Below are 14,526 nucleotides of genomic sequence, written 5' to 3' on the forward strand. Positions count from 1 at the left end.
GTCCACGGACATGGACCGACCGGCGGCCGCTCTGCTCGATCGAGCTGCTCCATCCCGGCGACGGCCGGGGCCGCGATCAACGCGCGGCGAGCTCGTCGAGTCGGCGCGCGTGCCGTTGCTCGGCTGCACGCGCCCGCAGCGATACGCGGTGCCAGCGGCGGACGGCGGCGGCCTCGGTCGCCAGCCGCGCCCGCTGCGCGTCTCGCTGCACCTCGCGCAGGCGCTCGTGCGCCAGCGCCTCGGTGAGGGACATCATTGTCTTTTCTCCTTCGTCATCGGTCAGTCGATCGACCCGAGCGGTCGGCCGGTGCCGCGACGCGGGTCAGGCAGCGACGCCGGTGCGTTCGTCCTTGCGCGGACGGCCCCGCGGCCGCTTGCGCGAGACGATCGCCCCACGTTCGAAGATCTCGCCGCCCCACACGCCCCACGGCTCCCGACGCTCGAGCGCGCCGGCCAGGCAGACCGTCCGGGCCGGGCAACCGGCGCAGAACGCCTTCGCCTGCTCGAGTTCGGCCGGGGTCTCGGCGAACCAGAGCTCGGCATCCTGCACGCGGCACGGCAGGTCGTCCGGGCACCGCTTCGACAGCGGGTCCAGTGGCTGCGCCCCGATCGGGTCGATCCGGGTCGGTTCGTCAGTGCATTCGGTCAACACGTGGGGTCACCTCCTCGCTTCGTGTTGTGGCGGTCGGTCGTAGTCATGATCATCTGGTCCTTCGGCGCATCGGCTCGGCAAACAAAAAGGCCGCGGTTCCCAAGTCGGGAGCCGCGGCCTCGAAGAGCCTGTTCGCTGAGTCGTGTCAGCAACAGTCACCTCGAGGCGGTGCGGCCTGCTTGGCTGCGCCGTGATCCGGGCGCAGCGAACCCTGGGTGGCCTTGGTCGAGCGGATGTAGTTGACGAGCCGGTTCTTCGTCGCTGCCGGCATGTCGACGAACGTGGCGACGGCACTGCACGTCCATGCGGACGGACGGCTGGCGACGGTCGTGTTGAACGTGTTCTCCACGACGATCACCTCCTGCCCGTTCCGTGTGCGCGCGGGAGCCCGCGCGGTGTCTGGGACAAGCTATCCGAGCTCACAGACAACCCGCAAACGATTTATCGCCGCGTCCTTGTCGATCTTGCGTTCAGGAGACCGCGACCGGCACGACGTCGGCGGGATCGGCGCCGCCGAGCACCTCGAGCACGGGCTCGGCGTAACGCGTCAGCTTGGTCGGCCCCACGCCCGCGATCTGCGCGAGTCCGCCGCGGCTCGACGGGCGGGCGTCGGCGATCGCCACGAGCGTGGCATCGCTGAACACGACGTAGGGCGGCACCTGCTGCGCTTCGGCCTGCGCCTTGCGCCATGCGCGCAGGCGGCCGAACAGTTCGGCGTCGGCCGCCTCGGGGCGCTTGGCACGCGACTTGGCGCGGGTCGCGGCGGGCGCGTGCGGCGTCTCCGGCCGCAGGCCGTCCAGGAATCGGCTGGGGCGCCGGCCGCGCCGTTGGCCCGGGCTGCGCGCCAGCGCCCAGGACAGTGCGAGCCGCTCCCGCGCGCGGGTGATGCCGACATAGAGCAGCCGGCGTTCCTCGGCGACCTGCGCCGGCGTATTGGCGTGCTGGATCGGCAGCGTGCCGTCGGTGAGCCCGACGAGGAAGACCGCGTCCCACTCCAGACCCTTCGCCGAGTGCAGCGACGCGAGCGTGACGCCCTGCACGGTCGGCGCGTGCTGGGCGTTCGCGCGCTGGTCGAGCTCGGCAACGAGCTCGGGCAGATGCGCGTCGGGCAGGGCCGCGACGAGGTCGTCGGCGAGCGGCAGCAGCGCGGCGAGCGACTCCCACCGCTCGCGCGCCGAGCCGCCGGGCGGTGCGTTGTCCGGGTACCAGCCGAGCCCGGACAGCACGCCGCGCACGGCATCGCCGAGGTTCTGGTCGACGTCCTGACCGGCCCGCGCCGCGCCGCGCAGCAGCAGCCGTGCCTCGCGGATCTCCGGGCGGTCGAAGAAGCGCTCTCCGCCGCGCAGCACGTACGCGACGCCGGCCTGCGACAACGCGGCCTCATAGACCTCGGACTGCGCGTTGATCCGGAACAGCACGGCGATCTGCGCGGGCGGGGTGCCGGCGTCGATCAGCTCGCGGCATTTCCCGGCGACGTCCGCGGCCTCGGCGGGTTCGTCGTCGTGCTCGGTGAAGGTCGGGGCGGGGCCGTCCGGGCGTTGCCCGATCAGCGAGACGCCCGCGTCCGGACCGCGCCGACCCGCCTGTACGAGCGAGTTGGCGAGCGACACGACCTGCGGCGTGGACCGGTAATCGCGGTTGAGACGGACAACGGTGGCTTCGGGGAATCGGCGCCGGAAGCCGAGCAGGTGCTCGGGCGTCGCCCCGGCGAAGGAGTAGATGGTCTGGTTGGCGTCGCCCACCACGCACAGGTCGTCGCGATCACCGAGCCAGGCATCGAGCAGACGTTGCTGCAGCGGCGAAACGTCCTGGTACTCGTCGACGACGAAGTGCCGGTACCGGCTGCGGACCTCCTCGGCGACGTCGGACAGTTCCTCCATCGCCCCGGCCATGATCATCAAGAGGTCGGCGAAGTCCAGCTGACCCGCGCGCCGCTTCGTCTGCTCGTACTCGGCGTAGACCTTGGCGATCGTTTCCGCAGTGGTGCTCGTCTCGCGGCCCGCCTCGCGGGCGCGGGCGACGTAGGTGTCCGGCGTGGCCAGCACGGCCTTCGCCCAGTCGATCTCCGCGGCGAGGTCGCGCAGCTCGGCGCGGTCGACGCGCAGGCGCATACGCGCTGCGGCGTTGCCGACCACGCGGATGGCGTTGTCCATGACCTCGGGCAGGCCACCGCCGAGAATGCGCGGCGCGAAGTACTGCAGTTGCCGCAGGGCGGCGGCGTGGAAGGTGCGCGCCTGCACGTTCTGCGCGCCGAGGCTGCGCAGGCGCCCGCGCAGCTCCCCCGCCGCCCGCGCGGTGAACGTGACGGCGAGCAGCTGCGACGCGGGCACCGCCTCGGTGCGCACGGCGTAGGCGATGCGGTGGGTGATGGCGCGGGTCTTGCCGGTGCCGGCGCCGGCCAGGATGCACACCGGGCCGCGCACCGCCTGCGCCGCGGCCCGTTGCTCGGGGTCGAGGCCCTCGAGGATGCGGTCGGCGTCGGGCACGGCTACCGATCCTGCCAGCGGCTGCCGACAGGACGGTCCGCCGGTCCACACCCCGCGGGGAATGCCGCACCACCACCTCCGGTTCCACCTCAAGCTGCCGAACACCCGGAGGATGACGATGTTCACGATGTACACGACCGGCTGGTGCGGATTCTGCGCACGGCTCAAGGCCGGCCTGGCGCGCGCCGGGATCGAGTACACCGAGGTCGACATCGAGCGCACCGAGGGTGCGGCCGAGATCGTGATGACCGCCAACCGCGGCAACCGCACGGTGCCGACGCTCGTCTTCGCCGACGGCACCTCGCTGACCAACCCCAGCGTCGCGCAGGTGCAGGCCAAGCTCGCCGCTTGACCGGCGACTGGCGCACCGTCGCCGCCGCCGATCTTCCTGCACTTCTCGCCGCCTGGTTGGACACGGCCGACGGCGTCGTCCGGGTCGCGATCGACGGTGCGGACGCGCTGCACCCGGACGAGCTGGCGGACTCGCTCCTCGCCCCGCTGCAGCTGCTCGGCCGGGGCGCCCATCACGTCCGTGCCGCGTCGTTCTGGCAGGACGCGTCGCTACGCCTCGAGCACGGCAGGCGCGACGTCGCGTCGTACCTGAACTGGCTCGACGCCGGCGCGTTGCGCCGCGAGGTCCTCGAGGCCGCCGCCCGCGACGCGGTCTTCTTGCCGAGCCTGCGCGACTCGGCCAGCAACCGCTCGACCCGCGAAGCGCCGCGACCGCTCGGCGAGCATGACGTGCTGCTCGTCAGCGGCGAGTTCCTGCTCGGGCTCGGCCTGCCGTTCGACCGGGTCGTCCGACTGACCGCGCCGCCGGCCGCGCTGGCCAGACGCACCGACGACGCTGCGCAGTGGACGCTCGCCGCCCACGCCGAGTACGACGACACCGTGCAGCCGGATGAGCTGGCCGACGTCGTGGTGCGCGCCGACCGCCGTCACCCCGTCGTGCTCGGGCTGCCCGGCTGGGACGCAGCGCGATAGTTCGACGCTCGAACCATCTGTGGCTACTCTGGGAACACGTGCCCGCTGAACACTCCGTCGAAGCGCTGCGCGCGCTCGTGCGCATGACTCGGCTGCTCGAGAGCGCCAGTCCCGACCTCAGCCTGGCCCACTACCGCGTACTCGCGGCGGTGGCCGCCGGTGAGGGTCGCGCCTCCCGGGTGGCCGCCCGGCTCGCGCTCGGCAAGCCGACCGTCAGTGCGAACGTCGACGCACTGTGCCGGCGCGGCCTGCTGACCCGCGACGACGTCAGCGGCGACCAACGCGCGGTCGCCTTGCGACTGACCCCCCAGGGCGAGCGCGCACTGGCCGAGGCGGAACGGTCGATGCTGGTGCGCCTCGAGCAGGTGCTCGCCCACACGGAGGACCCGACGCGTACGGCGGACGGGATCGCCCGGCTCGGCGCCGGCCTCGACGCACTGGCCGACGAACGCGTAGCGGCCCGATGAGCACACCGACACAGCCCCCGCAGGGCTGGGCCCGGCGGCTCGGCGGCTATCTCCTGCGCCACCGCCGCGAGGTCGTGTTGGCCATCGCGGCGTCGGTCGTCGGCAGCGCCGCGCAGACCGTCGTCCCGTTGATCGCCCGCGAGATCGTCGACGACGTCATCATCACGCGTCGGCACGCACTGTGGCCGTGGCTGGTCGTGTTGTTCGCCGCGGCCGCGTTGTCGTTCGCGCTCGCCTACGTGCGCCGCTACCGCGGCGGGCGGCTAGCCTTCAACGTCCAGTACGACCTGCGCAACGACATGCACGACCACCTCATGCGGATGGACCTCGGCACGCTCGGCCGGCTGCCGACCGGGCAGCTGGTCTCCCGCGCCAGCTCGGACTCCGCGCTGGTGCAGGGCCTGCTCAGCTTCCTGCCGCTGATGACCGGCAACGTGCTCATGATGATCTTGTCGATCGTCGTGATGTTCGTCCTCTCGCCACTGCTCGCGCTGCTCGCGCTGGTGGTGGTGCCGGCGCTGTTCGCGGTGTCCTACCGGATGCGCCGGCGCGTCTTCCCGGCGACGTGGGACGGCCAGCAGCGCGAGGGCGACGTCGCGCAGATCGTCGACGAAGGCGTCACCGGTGTTCGCGTGGTGAAGGCGTTCGGCCAGGAGGAACGCGAGCTGTACCGCCTCGCCGGCACAGCGCAGGAGCTGTACGGCTCACGGATGCGCGCGAACCGGTTGCAGGCGCGGTACCAGCCGCTGCTCGAGGCGATCCCCACCCTGGCGCAGGTCGCGATCCTGCTGTTCGGCGGCCTGCTCGCATTGCACGGTGACATCACCCTCGGAACGTTCCTCGCGTTCTCCACGTATGTCGCGCAGTTCGCGGCACCCGCCCGGCAACTGGCCGGCATCCTCACGATCGGCCAGCAGGCGCGTGCCGGCGTCGAGCGGATCTTCCAGCTGCTCGACCTGGCACCGGCCGTCGTCGACGCACCCGACGCGACACCGCTGACCGACGTGCGCGGCGAGATCGTCTTCGACGACGTGCACTTCGGCTACGAGTCCGGCACCGAGGTGCTGAGCGGTGTCCAGCTGCGCATCGCGGCCGGCGAGCGGGTGGCCGTCGTGGGCGCCAGCGGCAGCGGCAAGTCGACGCTGGCCGCGCTGCTGGCCCGCTTCTACGACCCCACCGCGGGTCGGGTGACGATCGACGGCCGGGACCTACGCGGCGTCACGCTGCACTCGTTGCGCGGCGCGATCGGTACCGCGTTCGAGGAGAGCTTCCTGTTCTCCGACACCATCCGCGCGAACATCGCCTACGGCCGGCCCGACGCGAGCGAGGCCGAAATCGTCGCCGCGGCGCACGCGGCGCAGGCGCACGACTTCGTCACCGCCCTGCCCGACGGTTACGGGACGGTCGTCGGCGAGCGCGGCCTCACCCTGTCCGGCGGTCAACGGCAACGAGTCGCGCTCGCCCGGGCGATCCTGTCCGACCCGAAGATCCTGGTGCTCGACGACGCCACGAGCGCCGTCGACGCGCGGACCGAGGAAGCGGTGCACGACGCGCTGCGCGACACGCTCGGCGAGCGCACCACGCTGCTCATCGCCCACCGCATGTCGACGCTGCACCTCGCCGAGCGGGTGGTCGTCCTCGACGAGGGACGCGTCGTCGAGCACGGCACGCACGCCGAGCTGACCGAGTCCAGCGCCCGTTACCGCTCGCTCGTGGCCGGGCTGGACACCGACCCGCTGCGCGCCGCCGGCGACGCCATCGAGGCCCTGGCCGTGCTGACGAAGGACGGCGTCACCACCGCCGCGTGGCACGCGGCCGACGGCAACAGCCACACCGGCGCCAACACCAGCTCGGCGGCGATGCGGATGGCGGCCAACGCCGGCGGCGGCATCGGTGGCGGCGGCCCCGGCCGGATGATCGCCGCGCTGCCGGCCACACCCGAGATGCTGGCGTCGGTCGCAGCGCTGCCGCCGGTGCGCGACGAGGCGACGATCGACGTCGCGCGCGAAAGTGCGCACGAGCACGAGTTCAGCCTGCTGCGGCTGCTGCAGCGCTTTCGCAGGCCACTGCTGATCGGCTTGGTCCTCGTAGTGCTCGATGCCGTCGCCGGCCTCGCCGGCCCGTACCTGGTCAAGACCGGCGTCGATCACGGCGTGGCCGCACACGCGTCCGGGGTGCTCTACGGTGCGTCCGCGGCGTTCCTGGTCATCACCCTGCTCGACCTGTTCGTCGAGATGGCGTCGACGTTCGTCACCGGGCGGACCGCGGAACGCATCATGCTCTCGCTGCGCATCCGCATCTGGGCGCAGCTGCAACGGCTCTCGCTGGACTACTACGAGCGCGAGCTGGCCGGCCGGATCATGACCCGCATGACGACCGACGTCGACCAGTTCGAGTCGCTCGTCAGCAACGGTCTGCTCTCCGCACTGGTCGCCTTCGTGACCTTCGTCGGCGTCGGCGTGGCACTCCTGATCGTCGACGTCGAACTCGGGCTTCTCACGCTCAGCGTGGTGATCCCGTTGGCTTTCGCGACGGTGTGGTTCCGGCGCAACGCCACCAAGCTGTACGACCTCTCGCGGGAACGGGTTGCGATCGTCAACGCGGACTTCCAAGAGAGCCTGTCCGGCGTCCGCGAGGCACAGGCGTACGTGCACGAGGACGTGACGACGCAGCGTTTCCACGACCTCGGGATGTCCTATCTGCGTTCGCGCGTCGCGGCGCAACGGCTGGTCGCCACGTACTTCCCGTTCGTCCAGTTCCTGTCCGCGGTGGCGGACGCACTGGTACTCGGCGTCGGCGCGGTGCTCATCCGCGACGGCTCCCTCAGCGTCGGCGCACTGATCGCGTTCCTGCTCTACATCGACATGTTCTTCTCACCCATCCAGCAGCTGTCGCAGGTGTTCGACTCGTGGCAGCAGACGCGGGTGTCGGTGGCGCGTATCGCGGACCTCATGGCCCTGGACTCGCTGACGCCCGAACCGCAGCGTCCCGAACAGCTCGGGGCGGCTCACGGCGCCATCGCGCTCGACGACGTGCGTTTCTCCTATCCGACGTCGGCGGCCGGTGACGCGCTGCACGACCTGGATGTCGCGGTGCGCGCGGGCGAGACAGTGGCCATCGTCGGCGAGACCGGTGCGGGCAAGTCGACGATCCTCAAGCTGCTCGCCCGTTTCTACGACCCCCAGCACGGCGCGGTGTCGATGGACGGCCACGACCTGCGCGCGCTCGAGCTCGGCGACTTCCGCAGCCACCTCGGCTACGTGCCGCAGGAGGCATTCCTGTTCACCGGCACCGTGCGCGACAACATCGCCTACGGGCGGCCGGCGGCGTCCGACGCGGAGGTGGAAGCGGCGGCCCGCGCGGTCGGTGCGCACGATGTCGTTGCCGGTCTGCCGAACGGTTACCTGACCGAACTCGGCGAGCGCGGCGGGTCGCTCTCGTCCGGACAACGCCAACTGATCGCACTGGCCCGCGCGCAGCTCGCCGACCCGACGCTGCTGCTGCTCGACGAGGCGACATCCAACCTTGACCTTGCCACCGAGTCGAAGGTGAACGCCGCGATGCGCGAGGTTGCCCGCGACCGCACGACGATCCTCATCGCGCACCGCTTGCAGACCACGCAGTTCGCCGACCGGATCGTCGTGATGGCCGACGGCCAGGTGGCCGAGAGCGGCACACACGACGAGCTGCTCGAGCTCGACGGCACGTACGCGCGCATGTGGCGCGCGTTCGACACGGTCCGGGCGTAAGACCCGATGTTCCTGCTCTCGACCGCGCGCCGGCACGACTTCACCGATGACCAGCTCATCGACGGCCCCCGTTCGTCCTCGCCACGAGTGTGGTTCCGGCTTGCGGCCGATCGACTGGCCGGAGCCGATCCCGGCCTGACCCAGCTGCGCACGGCCGCTCAGGCTGTGCTCGGCGTGCTGCTGACCGTCGTCCTGGTCTACGCGTTCGTGCGCGTGACCGGTGTGTCACAGCTGCCGTCCGGCGCGGCGCCCGATCCCGTGGTCGCCGCGACGAACCATGCGCTGCTGATCGTCGGGATGCTCGTCGGCGGCATCCTCGCCATGATGGCCGGCTTCACGGTCAACGATCCGTCGCGGGTGCAGCAATTGATCTCGACGTTGCTGCTGCCCGTCCCGATGCTCGCCGCCATCGCCGCGGGACTCGCGCTCGGCGCCTACCGCATCCCGTCCTTGGTGTTCCTGGTCGCGGTGATGACCCTGTCCGTCTACGTCCGCCGCTTCGGTCCGCGCGGTTTCGCCGCGGGGCTCGTGGCGTTTCAGGGCGCGTTCCTCGGCTTCTTCCTGCATCGCGAGCTGCACTTCGCCGACATCGGCTGGCTGGCCGCCGACCTCGGGCTGGCGATCGTCGCGTCGCTGCTGGTGCGCTTCGTCCTATTACGCACCGATCGCGAACAGACACTCGACCGCATCCGACGGTCGTGGCAGGCACGCGCGGACGGCCTGCTCGACACCGCGGCGCAGGCCGTGCGCGCACCGGCAGCGCGGCACCGCAACGAGCACGACGCCGATCCGCTGCGCCGCGGCGCGCGCGAGGAACGCATCCGCCGTCAGGTGGTGCGGCTCAACGAGTCGACGTTGATCGTCGAGGCGCAGCTCGTCCTCACCTCGCCGAACTCCGCGCGGGTCGAGGCGCAGCAACTGTTCGGCGCGGACCTATCCCTGACGAACTGCGCGCGCTTCGCCGCCGCCCTGTCACACGTGCTGACCGCGGCGGACGCGGACGCCCGGGACGACGCGGCGCTCGCGTTGTTCGCCGCACGCGACGAGGACTGGCCACGCAGCCGCGAACTCGCGCAGCGGCTGCGCAACCGCGACGGATCCTCGCCGCGCGCCACGACGTTGCTGCACCGGTTGGCGCTGTCGGTCGAGCAGTACGCCGCCGCCCGTGAGCACCTGCACGAGGCGATCGGTGAGCGGCGACTCGGCCGGACCGTCGCCACGTTCGAGCCCGCGGTCCAACTCAACAACGGCTTCCTGCCGGGCTCGGCCGCGGTGAGCGAGCAGGCGTCGACGACACCGGGGCGCGGCCGGTTCGAGCGCACCACGTTGCGGCCGTACCTGCGCACTTCGATCCAGGTGGCGGTGGCCGCCACGATCGCGGTGGCCGTCGGCGACGCGATCAGTGGGGCCCGGCTGTACTGGGCCGTGCTGGCCGCCTTCCTTGCGTTCATGGCCACGACCAACACGGGCGAACAGGTCCGCAAGGCGTTGTTCCGCGTCGCCGGCACCGCCGTGGGCATCGTCGTCGGCGACCTGCTCGTGCACGCCACCGGGGGCAGCGTCTGGGCGGCGCTGCCGGTGGTGATGGTGATGCTGTTCCTCGGGATCTACCTCATCCGGGTGAACTACACCTTCATGGTCATCGGCATCACGATGACGTTGTCGCTCATCTACTACCAGCTCGGCGAGTTCAGCTGGCATCTGCTCGTGCTCCGGTTGGCCGAGACGGCGGTCGGCGTGGGCGCGGTCGTCGTGACCGTGTTGCTGGTACTGCCGTTACGTCCGCAGCGGGTGCTGACGGCGGGTGTGCTGCTGTGGTTCCGTGCGCTGGCCGCCCTGCTCGACGCCGCGCTCGACCGGTTGCTGACCGGCGAATCGACGAGCCTGCGTCCGCTGATCCGTTCGCTCGACGCGTCGTGGGCGGCGCTCGAGGCGACAGCCGCACCGCTGCGGCACGCGACCTTCGGGCGCAACGCCACCCAGCTCGGCGAGATCCGCGCGGTGACCTCCGCGGCGCGCTACTACGCGCGTTCGTTCGCCGACACCGTGAACACCCTGCACGACCTGCCGGTGCCGTCCATCGCCCCGGCGGTGCGTGACCTGCGCGCCTCGATCGCTGCGCTGGACACGCGCGTCGAAACGGGCGCGCAGGGCACGTACATCCGTTGCTCGGCGTCGATCGACGAAGCGGCCCGTGGCCTGCCCACCGACACCGATCTCGTCCTGGCGCTGCGCGACCTCACGCTGCTCGACGGTGCGCTGGCCCGGCTGGCGGCTGCGCTCGACATGCAGGTGACCGACCGCGACACCAACGACCTGCTGCAGACAGCTGCCGCGTCGCGTTAGCGGCTCGGGAGAACACATGGGTTGCCTGTCCGTAGGGCTTGCCGCGCTGCTCGCGCTCGCCGTGCCGGCGTCGATCGCGCCCGCGAGCCTCGTCGGCGCCTACGTGGTGCTCGCGGTGCTGGCCGCGGCGGCCGCGGCGGCGGTGGTCGCGAATGCGCGTCGCCCGCGCGCCCAACGGGTCGATGCCGTGCCCCGCCGGGCGCGGAGCCTGGCCGTGGTGGCCGGGCTGACCGTGGCCTATGCCGCGGTGGTCGCCGTCGTCCACCTGGCCGCCGGCTAGCGGCGTTCGTGTCCTACGCCGCGTCGAACGCCGGCTTGAGGGTGTCCGTGCACCACTGCCGGAACGTGGTCGGCGCATCCTGCGCATGCGCCGGCGTGCGCTCGATCGCGTTGTCCAGTCCGTTGTCCTTCGCGACCAGCATGTCGACCATCGCCTGCGCCATGCCGTCGGAGAAGCCGTAGCCGGTCAGTTCGCGCAGGTATGCCTCCGGCGCGACCTGCTCGTAGCGCACCGGCGTCTGCAACACGTCGGCCATGATCGCGGCCTGTTCGTCGCTGGACAGATCCTCGGGGCCGAGCAGCGGTATGTCCTGTTGTCCCGTCCAGCCGGGTTCGAGCAGCAGCCGCGCGGCGTTGGTGGCGATGTCGTGCACGGCCACCGTCGGCAGCCGCCGGTCACCCGCGCCCAGGCCGTAGACAGTGCCCTGCGCCCTGATCGTCGGGATGCTGCGCAGCGTGTTGTCCATGAAGCCGGGCAGTGTCAGCGAACGGATCGCCGCGCCCGTGCCGTGCAGCAGCGCATCCGCAGCCAGCGAAGCCGTGACGTAGCCGGCGCGGTCGACCGCCGTGCTGCCGCGCCCCAGTGCGGTGATGATCACGACGCGAGCGACGCCGTGCCGACGGATCGCCGCGGCCGCCGGACGGGTGAACTCCAGGTAGGACTCGTGCGCGCTCGACGCCTGCGGGTTCCCCGGGCACAGCCAGAACAGGGTGTCCGCGCCGTCGAGCGCGCGGTCGATGACGGCGGCGTCCGAGTGCGAGCCCTCGAGCACCTCCACGCGTTCTCGCTCGTCCGGCGACATTTTGGCGGCATCGCGGGCCACGACCCGGACGTCGGCGCCGGCTGCGACGACGGAGTGCAGGACACGGTGGCCGATGTTGCTGGTGGGTGCGGTGACGACGAGCATGCTGGTCCCCAGATGACAAGGATGGATGAAGTAAACTCAACCGTACCGTCTACTTGGAGGCCCGGCAATGACGACGCAGCGTGACGCGGGCGCCTCGGCGAGCCAGCGGCGCGGCGCGCAGCTGCGCAACCACGTGCTGCTGGCCGCCAAGGACGTGTTCCTCGAGACCGGCTACGAACGGACCTCGATGGATGCCGTCGCCGCCCGCGCCCAGACGTCCAAGCGATCGCTCTACGCGCACTTCGAGAGCAAGGAGAAGCTGTTCGCCGCGGTACTGGCGCTGATCGGCGAGATGTACCTCGATCAACTGCGCACGCCGGACGCCTACGCCGACGAGCCGGTGGCGGCGGTGACGCTCTTCTGCGCACGCTTCGCCGAACTGCTCGTGTGGGACCGGTCGTTGCGGACCTGTCGACTGAGCATCGCCGAGGCGCAGCGCCTGCCCGGCTCGTCGAGCCCGTACTACGAGGCGATCTTCACGACCACCTACGCACGGTTGGCGACGTACCTGACGACCTCGTGCGCAGTCGAGCAGGCGAGCGCCGAACCCCTCGCGCGCGAGCTGCTCGACCGCACGGCGCTCCCCCGGTTGTTCCGCGCGCTGCTCGGCATCGATCCGGTGCCGGCCGACCTGCCGGACGAGACGGTGCTGGCTGACGACCCGCACCTGCCGCACATCCGCGCCGCGGTCGTCGAGCTGCTGGCTGATGCAGCAGGACGCCCGGCGCTGCGCTCGGCGGCACGACGATGAAGCTCAAGCTCGACCTACACGACATCTACAACAAGGGCGGGCAGATCGACCGCGCACTGGAGGCCGTGATCGCCGAAGCCGTGGCCAAGAAGGCACCGCTCGTCGAGATCATCCCCGGCAAGGGCTCCGGGCAGCTCAAGAAGCATGTGCTGCGCTTCCTCGACCGCAAGGACATCAAAGCGCTTTACCACCGCGTGGAGAAAGACAAGGACAATTTCGGCCGGGTGTTCGTCCACTTCCGCTGGAAGTAGCCGAGCTGAGCATCAGGGCCGGGCCGTCCCGTGGATGCGTCGCGCGCGGCGGGCGTAGATCCGCGGGGCGACGCGCGGCAGCAGCATGCGCGGTACCGCCGGCGCGGCTTTGAGCATGTCGCGCAGCACGGCGGGATCGCCTTCGTAGGCGAACATCCCGAACGCGAGCGCCAGGGCGGGCTTGCCCATCGACTTCGCGCCCGCCTCGCCGGCGGCGTGCCATTCGTCGGGCGTGAGCTTGGCCGCGGCGAGCGGCAGCAGCGCGCGTTCCTCGAGGTCGAGGTGCGCGCTCAGCACGGCGTGCAGCTCGTCGAGCGACGACGCGAGCTCGTCGCGTGCCGAGTCGGTGGGCGCTGCGGCCCAGGCGTCGCGCAGGCGGACGGTGCGGGTCAATGCCGCGTCGATGTCCTCGTGCTGCGCTTCGGCGTCGTCGAGCAGTTGCACCGCCGACGCGGGCACCCGCTCGCGCAGTTTCGGCCAGAGCAACTCGTCCTCGCCGGCATGGTGGTGATGCAGCATGTCGCACAGGAAGGTCAGGTGTGCGGCCACGGTGGTGGCCTGCTTGCGATCATCGGCGTGCGTCCGGCGCACTGCGGCCGGCGCCAACCGGAACTCGCGCAGCATGGCGGTGTGCACCACGATCATGTCGCGGACGTCGACGAGCGGCGTCTCGGTCGTCGGCGCTGCGGGGCGGCAGATCCACCGGGCCTCGTCCGGGTTCCACCAGCAGCGGTTCGTGTGGTCGTGTTCCGTGATCATCATGTCGGACAGCCTGGTTGCGGCGGGTGCCGGCGACCATCCCAGGAATGTGGGGACTTTGCGCGCGCCGGTTCCGTCGCGGCACACCGTCCGTCACCATGGGCGGGTGACTGTGGTTCGTGCCCGACCGCTCGCCGAACGACTCGAGGCGGTCACCGCGTCCTGCGCCGACGTCGACGCGTTGGCACGGGCGATCTTCGACGCGGTCGCCGAGTACGTGCCGTTCGCGTTCGCCTGCCTGGCCACGACCGACCCGGCCAGCGAGCTCATCACCCGCGCGATCAAGTCGCACCCGCTGGAGATCGGCGACGACGAATTCGCCGCCGCCGAGTACGGCGCACCGGACATCAACCAGTTCGCCGAACTCGCGCGTCGGCCGGTGCCCGTCGGCGTGCTGTCGGTCGACACGGACGGACACCCGGACAGCTGCCGACGTTTTCGTGACTACATGGCGCCGGTGTTCGGCTTCACCGACGAACTGCGCCTCGCGTGCCGCGCGCGCAACACCACATGGGGGGCCTTCGCGATCTACCGCGGGCCCGGTGAGCCGGCATTCACCGAGCGGGACGGCGAGCTGCTGGGGTCTGTCCACGAACTGATGGCGCTGCGGCTGCAGCGCGCGCTGTTCGCCCCCAACACGGGCGCGCAGGGCGAGGCCGGCGCGGCCGTGCTGATCGTGGACGCGGACAACCGGGTCACCGACATGACAGCGGCCGTCGAGGCGCAGATCGACGAACTCGGCGGCTGGGACAACGGGTCGTTGCCGGCGAACCTGGTGACGGTCACGGCCGCCGCGCGGGCCAGCAGGCAGCCGGCCCGCACCCGGGTGCTCGGCCGCACCGGCCGATGGCTGGCGGTCCAGGCCATGCCGCTGGACGGCGCGGACGGGCGGCG

15 protein-coding genes are annotated in these 14,526 nt (G+C 71.3%); 9 read left to right on the forward strand and 6 right to left on the reverse strand.

Features of this window, described 5'->3' with window-relative positions; all coding sequences use genetic code 11:
• Window positions 1-76 precede the first annotated feature (76 nt).
• The 4 genes from ACFFCN_RS05030 to ACFFCN_RS05045 form a co-directional block, all read right to left on the reverse strand.
• On the reverse strand, window positions 77-256 hold the full coding sequence (locus ACFFCN_RS05030; RefSeq protein WP_375490038.1) for a hypothetical protein: 180 nt from the start codon (window positions 254-256) through the stop codon (window positions 77-79).
• A 66-nt stretch (window positions 257-322) separates the two neighbouring features.
• Window positions 323-619 (reverse strand): WhiB family transcriptional regulator, encoded by a 297-nt coding sequence (locus ACFFCN_RS05035; protein WP_375490054.1) that lies wholly within the window; start codon window positions 617-619, stop codon window positions 323-325.
• Window positions 620-797: 178 nt separating this feature from the next.
• Window positions 798-1,001 carry a hypothetical protein gene (locus ACFFCN_RS05040; RefSeq protein ID WP_375490039.1) on the reverse strand — a complete coding sequence of 68 codons (204 nt, stop codon included), beginning with the start codon at window positions 999-1,001 and terminating at the stop codon, window positions 798-800.
• 121 nt (window positions 1,002-1,122) lie between these two features.
• Window positions 1,123-3,138 carry an ATP-dependent helicase gene (locus tag ACFFCN_RS05045; protein WP_375490040.1) on the reverse strand — a complete coding sequence of 672 codons (2,016 nt, stop codon included), beginning with the start codon at window positions 3,136-3,138 and terminating at the stop codon, window positions 1,123-1,125.
• 112 nt (window positions 3,139-3,250) lie between these two features.
• Between ACFFCN_RS05045 and ACFFCN_RS05050 the strand changes: the two genes are divergently transcribed.
• The 6 genes from ACFFCN_RS05050 to ACFFCN_RS05075 are packed head-to-tail and all read left to right on the forward strand — an operon-like array spanning window position 3,251 to window position 10,964.
• Window positions 3,251-3,490, forward strand: coding sequence for a mycoredoxin (locus tag ACFFCN_RS05050; RefSeq protein ID WP_375490041.1), 240 nt, complete (start codon window positions 3,251-3,253; stop codon window positions 3,488-3,490).
• Window positions 3,487-4,122, forward strand: a complete 636-nt coding sequence (locus tag ACFFCN_RS05055; RefSeq protein ID WP_375490042.1) for a uridine kinase — start codon at window positions 3,487-3,489, stop codon at window positions 4,120-4,122. Before ACFFCN_RS05050 ends, ACFFCN_RS05055 begins: the two co-directional genes overlap by 4 nt.
• 38 nt (window positions 4,123-4,160) lie before the next feature.
• The gene (locus tag ACFFCN_RS05060) at window positions 4,161-4,589 is read left to right on the forward strand and encodes a MarR family winged helix-turn-helix transcriptional regulator (RefSeq protein WP_375490043.1); all 429 of its coding nucleotides are present in this window, start codon (window positions 4,161-4,163) and stop codon (window positions 4,587-4,589) included.
• The gene (locus tag ACFFCN_RS05065) at window positions 4,586-8,338 is read left to right on the forward strand and encodes an ABC transporter ATP-binding protein (protein ID WP_375490044.1); all 3,753 of its coding nucleotides are present in this window, start codon (window positions 4,586-4,588) and stop codon (window positions 8,336-8,338) included. Before ACFFCN_RS05060 ends, ACFFCN_RS05065 begins: the two co-directional genes overlap by 4 nt.
• A gap of 6 nt (window positions 8,339-8,344) precedes the next feature.
• Window positions 8,345-10,684: an FUSC family protein gene (locus ACFFCN_RS05070; RefSeq protein ID WP_375490045.1), complete on the forward strand. Its 2,340-nt coding sequence runs from the start codon at window positions 8,345-8,347 to the stop codon at window positions 10,682-10,684.
• Window positions 10,685-10,700: 16 nt separating this feature from the next.
• Entirely contained in the window at window positions 10,701-10,964 is a 264-nt protein-coding gene (locus tag ACFFCN_RS05075) for a hypothetical protein (RefSeq protein WP_375490046.1), read from the forward strand.
• Between the two features lie 13 nt (window positions 10,965-10,977).
• Here ACFFCN_RS05075 and ACFFCN_RS05080 read toward each other — a convergent pair whose 3' ends face one another.
• Window positions 10,978-11,871, reverse strand: a complete 894-nt coding sequence (locus tag ACFFCN_RS05080) for an NAD(P)H-binding protein (RefSeq protein ID WP_375490047.1) — start codon at window positions 11,869-11,871, stop codon at window positions 10,978-10,980.
• A gap of 67 nt (window positions 11,872-11,938) precedes the next feature.
• Between ACFFCN_RS05080 and ACFFCN_RS05085 the strand changes: the two genes are divergently transcribed.
• Both ACFFCN_RS05085 and ACFFCN_RS05090 read left to right on the forward strand, forming a co-directional pair.
• Window positions 11,939-12,622, forward strand: coding sequence for a TetR/AcrR family transcriptional regulator (locus ACFFCN_RS05085; protein ID WP_375490048.1), 684 nt, complete (start codon window positions 11,939-11,941; stop codon window positions 12,620-12,622).
• Complete coding sequence (locus tag ACFFCN_RS05090) at window positions 12,619-12,873, forward strand: Smr/MutS family protein (RefSeq protein WP_375490049.1); 255 nt, start codon at window positions 12,619-12,621, stop codon at window positions 12,871-12,873. The genes ACFFCN_RS05085 and ACFFCN_RS05090 overlap by 4 nt, the downstream gene beginning before the upstream one ends.
• Before the next feature lie 12 nt (window positions 12,874-12,885).
• Here the strand turns inward: ACFFCN_RS05090 and ACFFCN_RS05095 are convergent, their stop codons facing one another.
• Window positions 12,886-13,635 carry a hemerythrin domain-containing protein gene (locus ACFFCN_RS05095; protein ID WP_375490050.1) on the reverse strand — a complete coding sequence of 250 codons (750 nt, stop codon included), beginning with the start codon at window positions 13,633-13,635 and terminating at the stop codon, window positions 12,886-12,888.
• 103 nt (window positions 13,636-13,738) lie between these two features.
• Between ACFFCN_RS05095 and ACFFCN_RS05100 the strand changes: the two genes are divergently transcribed.
• Window positions 13,739-14,526, forward strand: a 788-nt coding sequence (locus ACFFCN_RS05100) for a LuxR family transcriptional regulator (RefSeq protein ID WP_375490051.1), incomplete at its 3' end; no start/stop codon positions are given.

The organism is uncultured Jatrophihabitans sp., assembly GCF_964246335.1.
Taxonomy (GTDB): domain Bacteria; phylum Actinomycetota; class Actinomycetes; order Mycobacteriales; family Jatrophihabitantaceae; genus Jatrophihabitans.

Excerpts from the sequence above, each read along its gene's own strand:
- ACFFCN_RS05070 (WP_375490045.1), top strand. The coding sequence starts at position 8,345 with ATGTTCCTGCTCTCGACCGCGCGCCGGCACGACTTCACCGATGACCAG.
- ACFFCN_RS05075 (WP_375490046.1), top strand. The coding sequence starts at position 10,701 with ATGGGTTGCCTGTCCGTAGGGCTTGCCGCGCTGCTCGCGCTCGCCGTG.
- ACFFCN_RS05065 (WP_375490044.1), top strand. The coding sequence starts at position 4,586 with ATGAGCACACCGACACAGCCCCCGCAGGGCTGGGCCCGGCGGCTCGGC.
- ACFFCN_RS05090 (WP_375490049.1), top strand. The coding sequence starts at position 12,619 with ATGAAGCTCAAGCTCGACCTACACGACATCTACAACAAGGGCGGGCAG.
- ACFFCN_RS05095 (WP_375490050.1), bottom strand. The coding sequence starts at position 13,635 with ATGATGATCACGGAACACGACCACACGAACCGCTGCTGGTGGAACCCG.
- ACFFCN_RS05080 (WP_375490047.1), bottom strand. The coding sequence starts at position 11,871 with ATGCTCGTCGTCACCGCACCCACCAGCAACATCGGCCACCGTGTCCTG.
- ACFFCN_RS05050 (WP_375490041.1), top strand. The coding sequence starts at position 3,251 with ATGACGATGTTCACGATGTACACGACCGGCTGGTGCGGATTCTGCGCA.
- ACFFCN_RS05030 (WP_375490038.1), bottom strand. The coding sequence starts at position 256 with ATGATGTCCCTCACCGAGGCGCTGGCGCACGAGCGCCTGCGCGAGGTG.
- ACFFCN_RS05085 (WP_375490048.1), top strand. The coding sequence starts at position 11,939 with ATGACGACGCAGCGTGACGCGGGCGCCTCGGCGAGCCAGCGGCGCGGC.